The sequence below is a fragment of the Pseudomonas sp. C32 genome (assembly GCF_030417915.1).
Lineage (GTDB): Bacteria > Pseudomonadota > Gammaproteobacteria > Pseudomonadales > Pseudomonadaceae > Aquipseudomonas.
Genome location: NZ_JAUHUK010000007.1, coordinates 221,500 through 237,064 on the forward strand (window position 1 = coordinate 221,500; position 15,565 = coordinate 237,064).

Consider the following 15,565-nt stretch of genomic DNA (forward strand, 5'->3'; position numbering starts at 1 on the left):
CGAGGCAAGCATGGACAAACAGCACAAGGCCAGTATTGACGGGGATCAATGGGCGCAGTGCGTGCAGGATCATGGATGGCTGTGGAATGCCGCTGCCGGCAAGGCTTCGGCGACGCTGATTCTTGCCCACGGCGCCGGCGCACCGATGGACAGTAGCTGGATGAGCGACATGGCTGCACGCCTCGCGGCACAAGGCGTGAACGTGTTGCGCTTCGAGTTTCCGTACATGGCGCAGCGGCGTGTCGACGGCAGTAAACGCCCACCGAATCCGGCCCCGAAACTGCTGGAATGCTGGCGCGAGGTGTATGCCCAGGTGCGACGCCATGTCACTGGGTTGCTGGCCATTGGCGGCAAGTCCATGGGCGGGCGGATGGCCAGTTTGCTGGCCGATGAATTGAAGGCGGATGCGTTGGTGTGCCTGGGTTATCCGTTTTATGCCGTGGGCAAGCCGGAGAAACCGCGGGTCGAGCATTTGGCTTCCCTGAAAACCCGGACATTGATCGTGCAAGGCGAGCGGGATGCGCTGGGCAATCGCGAGGCGGTCGAGGGTTATGCGCTATCGCCGAGTATCGAGGTGTTCTGGCTGGTGGCGGGGGATCATGATTTGAAACCGTTGAAGGTTTCCGGGTTTACCCATGAGCAGCATTTGGCGGCTGCAGCGCAGAAGGTTGCAGCGTTTCTGTAGGAGCTGGCTTGCCAGCGAAGGCGGCCTTCCAGGCAGTATCGTGTTTTGGTCAGTGGCGGGGGAAGTCGCGGTGTTTATTCAGTAAAGTTTTCGCCAGCAGTCAGGGCCTCATCGCTGGCAAGCCAGCTCCTACAGGGGATTGCGGTCTCTGTAGGAGCTGGCTTGCCAGCGATGGCGGTATCAAGGCCTAGCGGTTAAACCGTTCCACCAACGAGTACTGGGTATTCGCCGTGCGGGTCAGTTCTTCACTCAACAACGCCGAGTTCTGCGCCTGTTCCGAGGTCTGGTCCGCCAGTTCCGAGATATTGCTGATGTTGCGGCTGATCTCTTCGGCCACGGCACTTTGTTCTTCGGTCGCAGCGGCGATCTGGGTGGTCATGTCGGTGATGTTGGCCACCGCCTCGCTGATCCCCACCAACGCCTGATCCGCTTCCAGCACCCGCGCCACACCTTCTTCCGCCTGACGATGCCCGGCTTCCATGGTTTGCACGGCGGTGCCGGCGGTTTGCTGGAGCTTGGCGATCAGCGCGTGAATCTGCCCGGTGGATTCGGTGGTGCGTTGCGCCAGCTGACGAACTTCATCGGCGACCACCGCAAAGCCGCGACCCATCTCACCGGCACGGGCCGCTTCGATAGCGGCGTTCAGCGCCAGCAGGTTGGTCTGGTCGGCGATGCCTTTGATCACATCGACCACGCCACCGATTTCGTTGCTGTCCTTGGCCAGTTGGGTCACGGTCTGGCCGGTTTCACCGACCACCACCGACAGGCGCTGGATGGCTTCGCGGGTTTCCCCGGCAATGTCACGACCACGGCCGGTCAGGCGATTGGCTTCCTGGGTGGCGTCGGCGGTGCGTTGCACATGGCTGGCGACTTCCTGAGTGGTCGCGGCCATCTGGTTGACGGCGGTCGCCACTTGCTCGGTCTCGACGCGTTGGCGCTCCAGACCGCTGGAGCTTTTGTGCGCCAGGGCGTCGGACTGTCTGGCCTGATCGGTCAAGTGTTCGGCGGTGTCCTGCAGACGGGTCAGGCAGGTTTTCAGGCGTGCTTCCTGGCTGAGGATCGACATCTCCAGACGTGCCTGGGCGCCACGGCTGTCGGTGTACATCTGCGCAATCAGCGGGTCAGACGTGGTCTGCTCAGCCAGGCGCAGCAAGCGCTTGAGGCCGCGCTGTTGCCAGCTCAAGCCCATCAGGCCCAGCGGCACCGAGAGGCCGGCCGCCAGGGCGAAGCCCCAGTGGGAGTTGAGCGACGCGCCAATCATGAAGCTCAGTTGGCTGACCAGAATAAACGGCAGCCAGTCCTGCAGAACCGGCAGCCATTTATCCGAGGAGGGAATGGCTGACTTGCCCTGGTTGATGCGTTGGTAGAGCGCTTCGGCACGGCGGATCTGTTCGGCGGTGGGCTTGACCCGGACCGACTCGTAACCGATTACCTGATTGCCATCGAAGACCGGCGTGACGTAGGCGTTGACCCAGTAATGGTCGCCGGTCTTGCAGCGATTCTTGACGATGCCCATCCATGGCAAGCCTTGTTTGAGTGTGCCCCACATGTGCGCGAAGACCGCCGACGGGACGTCAGGGTGACGCACCAGGTTGTGCGGTGCACGGATCAGTTCCTCACGGGAAAACCCGCTGATTTCGACGAATGCGTCGTTACAGTAGGTGATCACGCCCTTGGCATCGGTGGTGGAAATCAACCGCTGCTGAGCCGGGAAGGTCCGTTCGCGTTGGGTAATGGGCTGGTTGTTACGCATGGCATATTTAATCCGCAAGGCTTTCAAGCGCTGTATCGGCATCTCCCGGCATTTATTGAGGTTATTTTTTGATAGTCGGCAGTGCGTCGCAAAATGACCCTTGCGTCAGCGCGCAAGCATCGGATAGGTGAACAGGCCGAAGTGCAGCAGGTTCAAGCCAAAATGAGTGGCAATGGCCGCAGCCAATCCGCCAAAACGGTAGGCCAGGCCGTAACCCATGCCGGCCAGGGTCGCCAGCAGCGCCCATTGCCATCCTGCCCCTGCATGAGCCAGGCCGAAGATCGATGCTGCCAGCAGCAAGGCAAGGTTTTCGCCCTGGGGCAGATGTTTCATGCACCGGCTCAATCCGCCCTGAATGTAGCCGCGGAACAGCGCTTCTTCGACCAGCGTCACCATGAGCAGATTGTTCAGCAGCCATAACCAGGCGTGCTCCGGCCATTTGGGCGCCCAAGCGATGACACCCAGCAGCATCGCACCTCCGAGTGCGAGGACGACGCTCAAGAAGAGCGCCACGACAGTTGCAGAGAGGGAAGCCCGCAGCGAACGCCGGGAGACGATCCAGGGACAGGCGATCAACAACCAGAAGCCGATCAGTGGCTTGTCCAGATTCAAATGCATCGCGAACGTGACGGCATCGTCGGTAAAACGCTGGGGCGGTATCACACGACCGTTATAGAAACCCGGTAACCAGTGCATCGCCAAGGCCAGGGCCAGGAAGATGAACAGGCTGTGACCGAGAAAGCGGCCAAATTGGAGTTTTTGCTGGCGAACGGCAAGGCCGGCAATGAGGAGCAATGCGACAGAGATTCCGGCGAACCCACTGAGGTGGCCGTAAGCCAGCGCCATGCCGTAACCGAGGGAGAGAAGGGCCAGAAGCGTCCATGGCAGGGCGAGCATTGAAAATCCTTGTGTCCGAAATTTTGCGGGCCTGCACGGATTATGTTCGCGAACATAAAGGCGCGATTGTACGGGGTAGCGTCCAAACAAAAACACCGCCCGAAGGCGGTGTTTGTAACAACTGCCGATTACGACGCAATCAACTGCCGCAACACATAATGCAGAATCCCTCCTGACTTGAAGTATTCCACTTCATTCAATGTATCGATCCGGCACAACACTTCGATTCGCTCGCGGGTGCCATTCTCGCGGGTGATGACCAGGGTCAGATTCATCCGCGGCGTCAGTTCGACGCCGGTCAAACCGAGGATGTCCAGCGTTTCCCGGCCGGTCAGGTTCAGGCTCTGGCGGTTTTGATCCAGCTTGAACTGCAGAGGCAACACGCCCATGCCCACCAGGTTGGAGCGGTGGATCCGTTCGAAACTCTCGGCGATGACGGCTTTTACACCCAGCAGATTGGTACCCTTGGCCGCCCAGTCGCGGCTTGAACCGGTGCCGTATTCCTGGCCGGCGATCACCACCAACGGTGTGCCCGCAGCCTGATAGCGCATGGCCGCGTCGTAGATCGGCATCTTTTCCATGGTCGGGATGTAGAACGTATTGCCGCCTTCTTCGCCGCCGAGCATTTCGTTGCGAATGCGGATGTTGGCGAAGGTGCCGCGCATCATCACTTCATGGTTGCCACGGCGCGAGCCATAAGAGTTGAAGTCCCGTGGCTCCACGCCTTTGTCGCGCAGGTATTGTCCTGCCGGGCTGTCGGCCTTGATGTTGCCGGCCGGGGAAATGTGATCGGTGGTCACCGAGTCGCCGAGCAGTGCGAGGATCCGCGCCCCCGAGACATCCTTGACCACGGGCGGCGGGCCAGCAATGTCATCGAAGAACGGCGGATGCTGGATGTAGGTCGAATCGTCCTGCCAGACATAGGTCGCCGCTTGCGGGACTTTGATCGCTTGCCACTGTTCGTCACCGGCAAACACTTCGGCGTATTCCTTGTGGAACATGGCCGTGTTGACCTGGTTCACCGCGTCAGCGATTTCCTTGCTGCTCGGCCAGATGTCCCGCAAATAAACCGGGTTGCCGTCCTTGTCCTCGCCCAAGGGTTCGCGACTGATGTCGATCCGTACCGTCCCGGCCAAGGCGTAGGCCACCACCAAGGGCGGGGAGGCCAGCCAGTTGGTTTTGACCAATGGATGCACGCGCCCTTCGAAGTTGCGATTGCCCGACAGCACCGATGCCACCGTCAGGTCGGCTTGCTGGATAGCTTTTTCGATCGGCTCCGATAACGGACCCGAGTTGCCGATGCACGTGGTACAGCCGTAACCGACCAAGGCAAAACCCAGCTCATCAAGGTAGTGCGTCAGGCCTGCCGCTTTGTAGTAGTCGGTGACGACTTTCGAGCCGGGCGCCAGCGAGCTTTTCACCCATGGCTTGCGCTTGAGGCCTTTTTCCACGGCCTTCTTCGCCAGCAACCCGGCGGCCATCATCACGCTCGGGTTTGAGGTGTTGGTGCAGGACGTGATCGCGGCGATGACCACGGCGCCGTTTTTCAGGCGATAGGTCTGGCCTTCATAGTGGTAATCCGCTTCACCGGCCAGATCGGCGTTGCCGACGGCGACACCGCCACCGCCCTCGCTTTCGAGTCGGCCTTCTTCCTTGCTGGTGGGCTTGAACTGCAGGTCAGTGAAGTCGCTGAACGCTTGCGCAACGTTGGGCAGTGCAACGCGGTCCTGTGGACGTTTCGGCCCTGCCAGGCAGGCTTCGACGCTGGTCATGTCCAGCGCCAGGCTGTCGGTGAACACCGGTTCCTGGCCCGGAAGGCGCCACAAACCCTGAGCCTTGCTGTACGCCTCAACCAGTTTTACGGTCTCGGCGGGGCGGCCGGACAGGCGCAGGTAGTCCAGCGTCACCTCGTCCACCGGGAAGAAGCCGCAGGTGGCGCCGTATTCCGGGGCCATGTTGGCGATGGTCGCGCGGTCGGCCAATGGCAGGTCGGCGAGGCCGTCACCATAGAATTCGACGAATTTCCCCACCACGCCTTTTTTGCGCAGCATCTGCGTCACTGTCAGCACAAGGTCAGTGGCGGTGATGCCTTCCTTGAGTTTGCCAGTCAGTTTGAAACCGATCACTTCGGGTATCAGCATCGACACCGGTTGCCCCAGCATCGCGGCTTCCGCCTCGATACCGCCGACACCCCAACCGAGGACGCCGAGACCGTTGATCATGGTGGTGTGGGAATCGGTGCCGACCAGGGTGTCGGGGAAGGCATAGGTGCGACCGTCTTCATCTTTGGTCCACACCGTGCGCCCCAGGTATTCCAGGTTCACCTGATGGCAGATCCCGGTGCCCGGCGGCACCACGCTGAAGTTATCGAAAGCACTTTGGCCCCAGCGCAGAAAGGCATAGCGTTCGCCGTTGCGTTGCATCTCGATGTCGACGTTCTGCTCGAAGGCGCTGCTGGTCGCAAATTTGTCGACCATCACCGAGTGGTCGATCACCAGGTCGACGGGGGAGAGCGGGTTGATGCGTTGCGGATCGCCACCGGCCTTGGCCATCGCCGCGCGCATGGCGGCCAGGTCGACCACGGCGGGCACGCCGGTGAAGTCTTGCATCAGGACCCGCGCCGGGCGGTACTGGATTTCGCGATCCGAGCGACGCTCCTTGAGCCATGCGGCAATCGCCTTGAGGTCGGCGCCGGTGACGGTCTTTTCGTCCTCCCAGCGCAGCAGGTTTTCCAGCAGCACCTTCAGCGACATCGGCAACTTGTCCAGATCGCCCAGGGTCTTGGCGGCTTCCGGCAGGCTGAAATAGTGGTAGGTCTTGGCGTCGACTTGCAGTTCTTTCAGAGCGTTCAGGCTATTGAGGGACAGCATTACGATCACTCCTGTGAGTCCGCACGGTTACGGACTGAGGGGACGGGCAGAGCCTTAAACCTAGTCCTGTTTTCAGTAGCTGGCTAATAACTGGACTCTATGGGCAAGTTCAAGGTTCCGAACTCGGCTATCATGCGCGGGTTTTCGTGACAGGCTTTGCTTTAGAGCAAGTCTGGGCATCGCGCAGTGGCTGAAATTGGTCGCCATTGCCCAGGAGTAAGAATGAACACCCTTTTTATGCATTGCCGACCAGGCTTCGAAGGTGAAGTCTGTTCCGAGATTTCCGACCTCGCCGCGCGTTTGAACGTGGCCGGTTATGCCAAGGCCAAGACTGCCAGCGCCTGCGCCGAATTTGTCTGCACCGAAGAAGACGGTGCCGAGCGCCTGATGCGTGGTCAGCGTTTCGCCGATCTGATCTTCCCGCGCCAGTGGGCCCGGGGAATTTTCATTGATCTGCCGGAAACCGACCGTATCAGCGTGATCCTCGCGCACATGGCCGACTTTCCGCTGTGCGGCAGCCTGTGGCTGGAGATGGTCGACACCAACGATGGCAAAGAGCTGTCGAACTTCTGCAAAAAATTCGAAGTGCACTTGCGCAAAGCGCTGATGGCCGCCGGCAAACTGGTGGAAGACGCACACAAGCCGCGTTTGTTGCTGACGTTCAAAAGTGGTCGCGAAGTGTTCATGGGGCTGGCGGAGTCGAACAACTCGGCGATGTGGCCGATGGGCATTCCCCGTTTGAAGTTTCCTCGCGAGGCGCCGAGCCGTTCGACGCTCAAGCTGGAAGAGGCGTGGCACCACTTCATCCCGCGTGACCAGTGGGACGAGCGCCTGCACGGTGACATGACGGGCGTCGACCTCGGTGCTGCGCCGGGTGGCTGGACCTGGCAATTGGTCAACCGCGGCATGCTGGTCACTGCCATTGATAACGGTCCGATGGCTGAAAGCCTGATGGACACCGGCCTTGTACAGCACTTGATGGCCGACGGTTTCACCTTCAAGCCCAAGCAGCCGGTGGACTGGATGGTCTGCGACATCGTCGAGAAACCGGCGCGCAACGCCGCCATGCTCGAAGAGTGGATCGGCGACGGGCATTGCCGCGAAGCGGTGGTCAACCTCAAGCTGCCGATGAAGCAGCGCTATGCCGAGGTCAAACGCTTGCTGGAACGGATTGCCGACGGCTTCAAGGCGCGGGGCATTCGGGTCGAGATCGGTTGCAAGCAGCTGTACCACGACCGCGAAGAAGTGACCTGTCACCTGCGCCGGCTGGATGTGAAGAAACCGAAATCCCGCTGAACGATGAGTCGACGGACAATGCATAACCTGTAGGAGCCGGCTTGCTGGCGAACGCGGTGGCACATTTGGCAGGGCGTACCTGACAGTACGCCTTCGCTGGCAAGCCAGCTCCTACAGAAGAAGGTGAAGTTCCGTTCAACGATGAGTCGACGGACAATGCATAACCTGTAGGAGCCGGCTTGCTGGCGAAGGCGGCGGCACATTTGACAGGGCGGTGCCTGACAGAACGCCTTCGCTGGCAAGCCAGCTCCTACAGAAGAAGGTGAAGTTCCGTTCAACGATGAGTCGACGGACGATGAATGATCTGTAGGAGCCGGCTTGCTGGCGAAGGCGGCGGCACATTTGACAGCGTGGTGCCTGACAGTACGCCTTCGCTGGCAAGCCAGCTCCTACAGAAGAAGGTGAAGTTCCGTTCAACGATGAGTCGACGGACGATGAATGATCTGTAGGAGCCGGCTTGCTGGCGAACGCGGTGGCACATTTGGCAGGGCGTACCTGACAGTACGCCTTCGCTGGCAAGCCAGCTCCTACAAAAGCTGGCGTTATGCCAGAGATGACCGAGTACCCGGCAATGCGCGACAATGTCGGCCAGTTTCAGGAGTTAATCATGAGTGAAATGCTTGATACGCCGGTAGACGGCACCCTCGATGCCACTGGCCTCAACTGCCCGGAACCGGTGATGATGCTGCACCAGCACATCCGTGACCTGGTGCCTGGCGGCCTGCTCAAGGTGATCGCCACTGACCCGTCGACCCGTCGCGACATTCCCAAGTTCTGCGTGTTTCTCGACCATGAACTGGTGGGGCAGCACGAAGAGGCGGGCACCTATCTGTACTGGATCCGCAAGAAGTCCGTTTGACGCAAACAAAAAAAGACCTGCGAAAGCAGGTCTTTTTGTCTGTGCGATCACCCCGCCGAGTGGCTAAGTCGAATTCGTTTGCGTGCACTGCGCGTCAGTCGAATCGACAGCATCAGCGCCGCGCAACTCAGGCCGGCAATCAACCCTTCCCACAGCCCGTTCGGGCCACTCGCCGGACCGAACAAATCGGTCAGTCCCAGCACGTAGCCGACTGGCAGGCCGATGCCCCAATACGCGAACAGTGTCAGGATCATCGTCACCCGAGTGTCCTGATAGCCACGTAGCGCGCCCGCGCAAATCACCTGGATGGCATCGGAAAACTGGTACAGCGCGGCATATACAATCAACATCGACGCAATCTGGATCACGGCCCTGTCAGGCGTGTAGATCGAGGCGATTTGTTCGCGCAGGAGCAGAATCAGGGCCGCCGAGAAGGCCGCGAACACCAGTGCCGCGCCGAGCCCGACTTTCGCTGCGAAGCGCGCCTGATACGGATTTCCGGCCCCCAGTGCCTGACCGACCCGCACGGTCACCGCCATGCCCAGCGAGTAAGGAATCATGAACAGCAGCGAGCTGATGTTCAGGGCAATTTGATGCCCGGCCACCACGGTCGAGCCGAGGCTGCCGATCAGCAGGGCGATGACCGCGAAGATGCTGGACTCGGCGAAGACTGCAATACCGATCGGCAGGCCAATGCTGATCAAGCGCTTGATCACGGCCCACTTCGGACGGTCGAAGCGCACCAGCACACGCGTGCGTGCATAAAAAGGAGCCCAGAAGGTCCAAGCCGCCATGCTCAACGCCATGAACCACATCACGATGCCACTGGCCCAGCCGCACCCGACGCCACCCAGGGCCGGTGCACCGAAATGGCCATAGATCAAGGTGTAGTTCAGCGGGATGTTCAGCAATAGCCCGCACAAGCCAATGACCATGCTCGGGCGGGTGCGACCCATGCCATCGCTGTAGCAGCGCAATACGTAATAGAACGCCATGCCCGGCAAGCCAAAGGCGATCCCGTGCAGGTAACCCATGCTCGGTTCGATCAACTGCGGATCGACTTTCATCCAGTGCAGGATCGGTTCGGCGGCGAGCAGCAGGCCGCTGCCGATCAAACCGACACACAGGGCGAGCCACAATGCCTGGCGCACCAGTGGGCCGATCTCGTCAAGGTGACCGGCGCCAAAGCGTTGCGCGACCTTGGGTGTAGTGGCCAGCAGAACGCCAGACATCAACAGGTAGACCGGAATCCAGATCGAGTTGCCCAGCGCCACCGAGGCAAGGTCCCGCGGGCTGACGCGGCCGGCCATCACGGCATCGACGAAGCCCATGGCCGTGGTGGCCAGTTGCGCAATCATGATCGGCAGAGCCAGGCTGAGCAGGCCTTTGAGCTCCATGCGTACGGGCGTCGTGCGCGGGGTATCAAGGGTGATGGTGTTTTGAGTTGCAGGATTCAATGGCGAAACGTCCAAAAAGTGTTGATGCACAGGCGCGCATTCTACGCGTTGACGCGGCGGTCAGGAAAAGACCCGTGTTGCGGATTTGTAAACCCGGTTTCTGTGGCGAGGGATGTGCAATGCTCACTGGCTCAGTATGGCCATCTACGCCTACACTGCCGGTCCGCCAAAGGAGCCTGCCATGCTGATTGTTGCCGACGAAAATATCCCCCTGCTCGATGCGTTTTTTGAAGGTTTCGGTGAAATCCGCCGGGTGCCGGGGCGTTCGATCGACCGCGCTACCGTCGAGCAGGCCGATGTGCTGCTGGTGCGTTCGGTGACCAACGTCAACCGCGCGTTACTGGAAGGCAGCAAGGTGCGTTTTGTCGGCACATGCACCATTGGCACCGATCATCTGGATCTGAAGTACTTTGATCAGGCCGGCATCACGTGGTCCAGCGCCCCGGGGTGCAATGCCCGCGGTGTGGTTGACTACGTGCTCGGCAGCCTGCTGACCCTGGCCGAAATCGAAGGCGTCGACCTGACCCAGCGTACTTATGGCGTGGTCGGCGCCGGTGAGGTGGGCGGGCGACTGGTCAAGGTCCTGCAAGGTCTTGGCTGGAAAGTGCTGGTCTGCGACCCGCCTCGGCAAGCTGCGGAAGGCGGCGATTTTGTCAGCCTGGAACAGATCGTCGCCGAATGCGATGTGATCAGCCTGCATACGCCATTGACCAAGCAAGGCTCGCAATCGACCTGGCATCTGTTCGATGAAGAACGTTTGAAGCGACTCCGCCAGGGTGCATGGCTGATCAACGCCAGTCGCGGTCCGGTGGTGCACAACTCCGCCCTGCGCAATGTGTTGCTGGAGCGCGAAGACCTGCAAGCGGTGCTCGATGTCTGGGAAGGCGAGCCCGAGGTCGATGTCGCGCTGGCCGAACTGTGTGTGCTGGCGACGCCGCACATTGCCGGTTACAGCCTCGATGGCAAGCAACGTGGCACGGCGCAGATCTACCAGGCGTATTGTGACTTCCTCGGGCAACCGGCCCAGGTCAGCTTGAGTGATTTGCTGCCGGCACCGTGGTTGTCACACGTGACCTTGAATGCACAAAGCGATCCGGCCTGGACGTTGGCGATGCTGTGCCGTGGCGTGTACGACCCGCGCCGCGACGATGCAGATTTCCGCCGCAGCCTTGTAGGCAGTGTCACCGAGCAGCGTGCGGCGTTCGATAGGCTGCGCAAGAATTATCCGTCGCGCCGTGAGATCGATGGATTACAGGTGCGGATCGAAGGGGATGCGCCGGTGTTGCAGCGGATTGTGGCGGCGTTGGGGGCAACGGCAATCTGATCGACCGTGGTGGCGCCCTTCGCGAGCAGGCTTGCGAAGGGCGCCACAGTCCTGAGTAAAAGACATAAAAAACCCGGCCAACTAGGGCCGGGCCAAGAAGACGGTGGCTATATCACTGTTGTTCGGCAGGCTTGACCAATCGCTTTTCCAGTTCGCTGCATGCTTGCTGGATCATTTCTTCAGTGATCGGTACTTCGCGGCCATTTTCATCAATAATCGAGCAACCCAGGGACTGGTCTGGCTGCGTGCGGATCACTTGAATCTTGTCATCGCTGCTGTTTTGCAAGGACATGGCCTGTCTCCTCATCAGGTTGTTTAGTGACTGTAGAACCGCCAGGTGACCGGGCTGTGACAACCTGCGACGATCTTCCGGACGGTAGAGCCAGTCCACCAGAAATGCCCTCGGATGGCTACCCGAACTTTAGACCAATAGCATCTAGGCTCTAGTCGCTGTCGACATAATTAACCTCACTCATTGTGATTTACGCAGCGCTTTCAATGGCGCGGTGTAGGCTGAAACCCTTGACTCAATGTTCTGGATGATTGCGATGCTCTCTGCCCGTCACCGCCGTGCAATTCGCCTGGCCAGTCGTTTCATCGTGCCGTATCGATGGCACGCGTTCGGTGCGTTGCTCGCATTGATCGTGACCGCGGGCATCACCCTGTCCATGGGGCAGGGCATTCGATTGTTGGTGGATCAAGGGTTCATGACCCAGTCGCCACATCTGCTCAACCAGTCCATCGGTTTGTTCATGCTCTTGGTGATGGGGCTGGCGGTCGGCACGTTTGCGCGTTTTTACCTGGTGTCGTGGATCGGCGAGCGCTGTGTCGCCGACATTCGTCGGCAGGTGTTCAACCATCTGATTTACCTGCATCCGGGGTTCTACGAAGACAACCGCAGCTCCGAGATCCAGTCACGATTGACCGCCGATACCACGCTGCTGCAATCGGTCATCGGTTCTTCACTGTCGCTGTTTTTGCGCAATCTGTTGATGGTCATCGGCGGGATCGTTCTGCTGTTTATCACCAACCCCAAACTCACCAGTATCGTGGTGGTGACCTTGCCATTGGTGATCGCGCCGATCCTGATTTTCGGTCGCCGCGTGCGCAATCTGTCGCGACTGAGTCAGGATCGGATTGCCGACATCGGCAGCTATGTTTCCGAAACCCTCGGCCAGATCAAAACCGTACAGGCCTATAACCATCAGGCTCAGGACGAACGTCGTTTCGCCGTGACTGTGGAAGAGGCATTCGACACGGCACGTAAACGCATTTTTCAGCGGGCCTGGCTGATCACCCTGGTGATTGTGTTGGTACTGGGCGCGGTCGGGGTGATGCTCTGGGTGGGTGGCATGGATGTCATTGCCGGGCGAATTTCGGCGGGTGAGCTGGCGGCGTTTGTCTTTTACAGCCTGATCGTCGGCAGCGCGTTCGGTACCTTGAGTGAAGTGATCGGCGAGTTACAGCGCGCGGCCGGGGCGGCGGAGCGGATTGCCGAGTTGCTGCGCTCGGAAAACATCATCCAGCCACCAGCGACCGATCTGGTGAGCTTGCCCGAGCGCGTGAAGGGCGACTTGATCCTGCAGGATGTGCGTTTTTCCTACCCGTCGCGACCCGAAAGTTATGCCGTCGATGGCTTGAGTCTGACGATCAACGCCGGTGAAACCCTTGCTTTGGTCGGGCCGTCCGGTGCCGGCAAATCGACGGTGTATGACCTGCTGCTGCGTTTTTACGACCCGGCTCACGGGCGTATTTTGCTCGATGGCGTGCCCCTCACACAGCTTGATCCATTGGACTTGCGTCGTTGTTTCGCCTTGGTCTCGCAAACCCCGGCGCTGTTTTTCGGCAGCATCGAAGAGAACATCCGCTACGGCAACCCGTCGGCAACCTTGGCCGAGGTTCAGAACGCGGCAAAAATTGCCTATGCGCACGACTTTATCGAGGCCATGCCCAACGGTTATCAGACCCACCTGGGTGATGGCGGGCTCGGTTTGTCCGGCGGCCAGCGCCAACGACTCGCCATCGCACGGGCGCTGTTGGTCGATGCACCCATTCTGTTGCTCGATGAAGCCACCAGCGCCCTCGATGCCCAGAGCGAACACCTGATCCAGCAAGCCTTGCCAAGCTTGATGAAAAACCGCACCACCCTGGTCATCGCCCATCGCCTGGCCACGGTAAAAAACGCCGACCGCATTGCAGTGATGGATCAAGGAAAACTGGTGGCGGTGGGCACGCATCAGGAGCTCATCGCCAGTAATGCGCTGTATGCGCGGTTGGCGGCGTTGCAGTTCAACAACGATAAGACAGAATTGGATCTCCACCTGTAGGAGCTGTCGAGAGAAACGAGGCTGCGATCTTTTGATCTTCACTTCATTGCCATCCAATAAAAAATGCCCACATCGATTGATGTGGGCATTTTTTGTAACCGGCATTACCGATTATTGATCATCAAAATACCGCTCGTGCCAATCCACGATCGGTTGCGGCAAGTTGAGCTTCTCACCATAGATCACCGAATACGACAGCACGTTTTGCACGTACTGACGGGTTTCGTCGAACGGGATGCTTTCCACCCACACGTCGAAACTCAAGTGATCGGCCCCGCGCAGCCATTGGCGCACGCGGCCCGGGCCGGCGTTGTAGGCGGCGGAGGCGAGGACGCGGTTGCCGTTGAACTGGCTGTGCACCTGGCTCAGGTACGCGGCGCCGAGCTGGATGTTCTTGTCCGGGTTGAACAGTTGCTGTGGCGAGCTGTAGGGAATGCTGAACTTGCGGGCGGTTTCCTTGGCGGTGGCGGGCATCAGTTGCATCAGGCCCGAGGCGCCGACCCCGGAGCGGGCATCTTCCATGAAGGCGCTTTCCTGGCGAGTGATGGCGAACGCCCAGCTCGGATGCAGGCCGCGACTCTTCGCTTCACGCACCAGCGTGTTGCGGTGGGCCATCGGGAAACGGATATCCAGATCGTCCCAGTATTGCGCCTGGCTGATGGTGCGAATGGCCGGGAAATACCATTTCAGGTCGTAAGCCAGTTTCGCCTGGGCAACCATCTCGTCACGGCTGAAGTGGCGGCTGACGTGGTACCACTCGCGGCGACCGTCGACGACTTGCCCGCGAGCGTGGAACTCCAGGGCGCGACGTATACCGGGGGTATTACGCACTTTGTTGATCAGTGCCTGGCTCATCACCAGCGGTTTGTTGTTCAGCGAGTACGGGGACTGCGAGCGATCCGCAGCGAGGAAGCCATAGAAGTCACGCTCGCGAGCCACGGCCCGATAGAGGGTCTGGGCTTCCGGGTTCTGCGGTTGCGCCAGTTCCAGGCTGCGGGCCTGCCAGTAGCGCCAGCGATTGGTAGTGGCCAGTTCTTGTGGCACGCGGCGGGTCAATTGATAGGCATCGTCCCAATGCGCCAGGCGCAGAAGCAGACGCAAGCGCCATTCGGACACGGTGTTGTCGCGCAGTTCCGGGTCGTACTTGGTCATGACGTTCAGGGCGCGACCGTCGAAACGTTTGGCGAGGGTCAACCCTATTTCACGGGCGATCGCGACTTTTTCATCCCGAGAGAAATGCATGCTGCTGGCGTACCCGTCGAGCAGGTTCATCGCCTTGTCCGGGTCCTGACGGGCCAGGCGACGCAGGCCGAGGCTGACCACGTCGGCCATGGCTTCATCGGCTGGCGTGAATCGCGATGGTTGGTTGAGCAGTTCCGGTTTCTGCGCCACGTCGATCAGCAAGCGACCGCGTGGGGTGAGGGTGGAGAGGCCGTTGACCAGGCTGTTGGCCAGCGGATAGTTGCGCGCCTGGGCGGCAAGCTTGACGCGTTCCCAGCGTTTTTGCTCGGTCAGTTGCCCCTCGGCGGCCCACATGCTGAACAGCGAGTCACAGGCTTCCGGCTGGGATTTGCCCGTCAGCCAGAGCTTGTTGGCGTTGGCGTAACCTTCGGATTTGAGATTGTGGCTGATCTGGTATTGCGCATTCAGGCAATCCAGTTCGGTGAAATTCATTTTCGGATCGTAGTACTTGACGAAGGTCGCCCAGTCGCCGCGGTCGGCCAGCCAGCGTAACCAGCGCAGTTTCATCCAGTTCGCTTGTGGCAGGTCGCCATGCTCGGCAAGGAACTTCTCGATTTCGGCGTTGCTTGCGGTTTTCAGGCGTGCGGTCAGTTCGTCGTAGGCCAGATAGGGTTCCAGCGGATAATCGGCGAGCGCCTGGCTGTACCGGAAGTACGGCCCGGTATCACCCTTGGCCAAGGCGCGCTTGGCTTCATCGTAATACTGGCGTTGGGTGGACAGGTCCACCGCCTGGGCGGATTGAATCGCAGTGGCTGTGAGTAAAAAACAGGACAATAGATTGAAAAGGCGACTGCGCATGAGACGTCCAGGCAGAGAAAACATGACAAGTGCGGGTCGGGCCCGCACTGAATTATC

The 15,565-nt window shown here is 59.9% G+C and carries 11 protein-coding genes; 5 read left to right on the forward strand and 6 right to left on the reverse strand.

The window, feature by feature from the left end; translation table 11 throughout:
* The first annotated feature begins 10 nt into the window (after nt 1-10).
* The gene (locus tag QYH43_RS10675) at nt 11-685 is read left to right on the forward strand and encodes an alpha/beta fold hydrolase (RefSeq protein ID WP_095059420.1); all 675 of its coding nucleotides are present in this window, start codon (nt 11-13) and stop codon (nt 683-685) included.
* Nucleotides 686-872: 187 nt separating this feature from the next.
* Here the strand turns inward: QYH43_RS10675 and QYH43_RS10680 are convergent, their stop codons facing one another.
* From QYH43_RS10680 to acnA, 3 genes are all read right to left on the reverse strand, one after another.
* The gene (locus tag QYH43_RS10680; RefSeq protein WP_095059443.1) at nt 873-2,438 is read right to left on the reverse strand and encodes a PAS domain-containing methyl-accepting chemotaxis protein; all 1,566 of its coding nucleotides are present in this window, start codon (nt 2,436-2,438) and stop codon (nt 873-875) included.
* A 105-nt stretch (nt 2,439-2,543) separates the two neighbouring features.
* Entirely contained in the window at nt 2,544-3,335 is a 792-nt protein-coding gene (locus tag QYH43_RS10685; protein WP_095059421.1) for a CPBP family intramembrane glutamic endopeptidase, read from the reverse strand.
* A 128-nt stretch (nt 3,336-3,463) separates the two neighbouring features.
* Nucleotides 3,464-6,205 (reverse strand): aconitate hydratase AcnA, encoded by a 2,742-nt coding sequence (gene acnA / locus QYH43_RS10690; protein ID WP_301157030.1) that lies wholly within the window; start codon nt 6,203-6,205, stop codon nt 3,464-3,466.
* Nucleotides 6,206-6,427: 222 nt separating this feature from the next.
* Between acnA and rlmM the strand changes: the two genes are divergently transcribed.
* Together rlmM and tusA are read left to right on the forward strand one after the other, a co-directional pair.
* Nucleotides 6,428-7,501 carry a 23S rRNA (cytidine(2498)-2'-O)-methyltransferase RlmM gene (gene rlmM, locus QYH43_RS10695; RefSeq protein WP_095059423.1) on the forward strand — a complete coding sequence of 358 codons (1,074 nt, stop codon included), beginning with the start codon at nt 6,428-6,430 and terminating at the stop codon, nt 7,499-7,501.
* A gap of 607 nt (nt 7,502-8,108) precedes the next feature.
* On the forward strand, nt 8,109-8,360 hold the full coding sequence (gene tusA / locus QYH43_RS10700; protein WP_095059424.1) for a sulfurtransferase TusA: 252 nt from the start codon (nt 8,109-8,111) through the stop codon (nt 8,358-8,360).
* Nucleotides 8,361-8,407: 47 nt separating this feature from the next.
* Here tusA and QYH43_RS10705 read toward each other — a convergent pair whose 3' ends face one another.
* A complete protein-coding gene (locus QYH43_RS10705; protein WP_095059425.1) occupies nt 8,408-9,757 on the reverse strand; it encodes an MATE family efflux transporter in 1,350 nt (449 codons plus the stop codon).
* Nucleotides 9,758-9,998: 241 nt separating this feature from the next.
* Here QYH43_RS10705 and pdxB point away from each other — a divergent pair, with 241 nt between their 5' ends.
* Nucleotides 9,999-11,141: a 4-phosphoerythronate dehydrogenase PdxB gene (pdxB, locus tag QYH43_RS10710; RefSeq protein WP_301157031.1), complete on the forward strand. Its 1,143-nt coding sequence runs from the start codon at nt 9,999-10,001 to the stop codon at nt 11,139-11,141.
* 112 nt (nt 11,142-11,253) lie between these two features.
* Here the strand turns inward: pdxB and QYH43_RS10715 are convergent, their stop codons facing one another.
* Nucleotides 11,254-11,433 carry a PA1571 family protein gene (locus QYH43_RS10715; RefSeq protein WP_095059427.1) on the reverse strand — a complete coding sequence of 60 codons (180 nt, stop codon included), beginning with the start codon at nt 11,431-11,433 and terminating at the stop codon, nt 11,254-11,256.
* Nucleotides 11,434-11,680: 247 nt separating this feature from the next.
* On the opposite strand from QYH43_RS10715, the gene QYH43_RS10720 reads away from it, so the two are divergent.
* The gene (locus QYH43_RS10720; protein WP_177408838.1) at nt 11,681-13,468 is read left to right on the forward strand and encodes an ABC transporter transmembrane domain-containing protein; all 1,788 of its coding nucleotides are present in this window, start codon (nt 11,681-11,683) and stop codon (nt 13,466-13,468) included.
* Nucleotides 13,469-13,579: 111 nt separating this feature from the next.
* Here the strand turns inward: QYH43_RS10720 and QYH43_RS10725 are convergent, their stop codons facing one another.
* Entirely contained in the window at nt 13,580-15,508 is a 1,929-nt protein-coding gene (locus tag QYH43_RS10725; protein WP_095059428.1) for a transglycosylase SLT domain-containing protein, read from the reverse strand.
* Nucleotides 15,509-15,565 lie beyond the last annotated feature (57 nt).

What these genes read in the sequence shown, in the direction of transcription:
- QYH43_RS10725 (WP_095059428.1), bottom strand. Translation starts at nt 15,508, where the DNA reads ATGCGCAGTCGCCTTTTCAATCTATTGTCCTGTTTTTTACTCACAGCC.
- QYH43_RS10705 (WP_095059425.1), bottom strand. Translation starts at nt 9,757, where the DNA reads ATGGAGCTCAAAGGCCTGCTCAGCCTGGCTCTGCCGATCATGATTGCG.
- QYH43_RS10675 (WP_095059420.1), top strand. Translation starts at nt 11, where the DNA reads ATGGACAAACAGCACAAGGCCAGTATTGACGGGGATCAATGGGCGCAG.
- tusA (WP_095059424.1), top strand. Translation starts at nt 8,109, where the DNA reads ATGAGTGAAATGCTTGATACGCCGGTAGACGGCACCCTCGATGCCACT.
- rlmM (WP_095059423.1), top strand. Translation starts at nt 6,428, where the DNA reads ATGAACACCCTTTTTATGCATTGCCGACCAGGCTTCGAAGGTGAAGTC.
- pdxB (WP_301157031.1), top strand. Translation starts at nt 9,999, where the DNA reads ATGCTGATTGTTGCCGACGAAAATATCCCCCTGCTCGATGCGTTTTTT.
- QYH43_RS10680 (WP_095059443.1), bottom strand. Translation starts at nt 2,438, where the DNA reads ATGCGTAACAACCAGCCCATTACCCAACGCGAACGGACCTTCCCGGCT.
- acnA (WP_301157030.1), bottom strand. Translation starts at nt 6,205, where the DNA reads ATGCTGTCCCTCAATAGCCTGAACGCTCTGAAAGAACTGCAAGTCGAC.
- QYH43_RS10715 (WP_095059427.1), bottom strand. Translation starts at nt 11,433, where the DNA reads ATGTCCTTGCAAAACAGCAGCGATGACAAGATTCAAGTGATCCGCACG.
- QYH43_RS10685 (WP_095059421.1), bottom strand. Translation starts at nt 3,335, where the DNA reads ATGCTCGCCCTGCCATGGACGCTTCTGGCCCTTCTCTCCCTCGGTTAC.
- QYH43_RS10720 (WP_177408838.1), top strand. Translation starts at nt 11,681, where the DNA reads ATGATTGCGATGCTCTCTGCCCGTCACCGCCGTGCAATTCGCCTGGCC.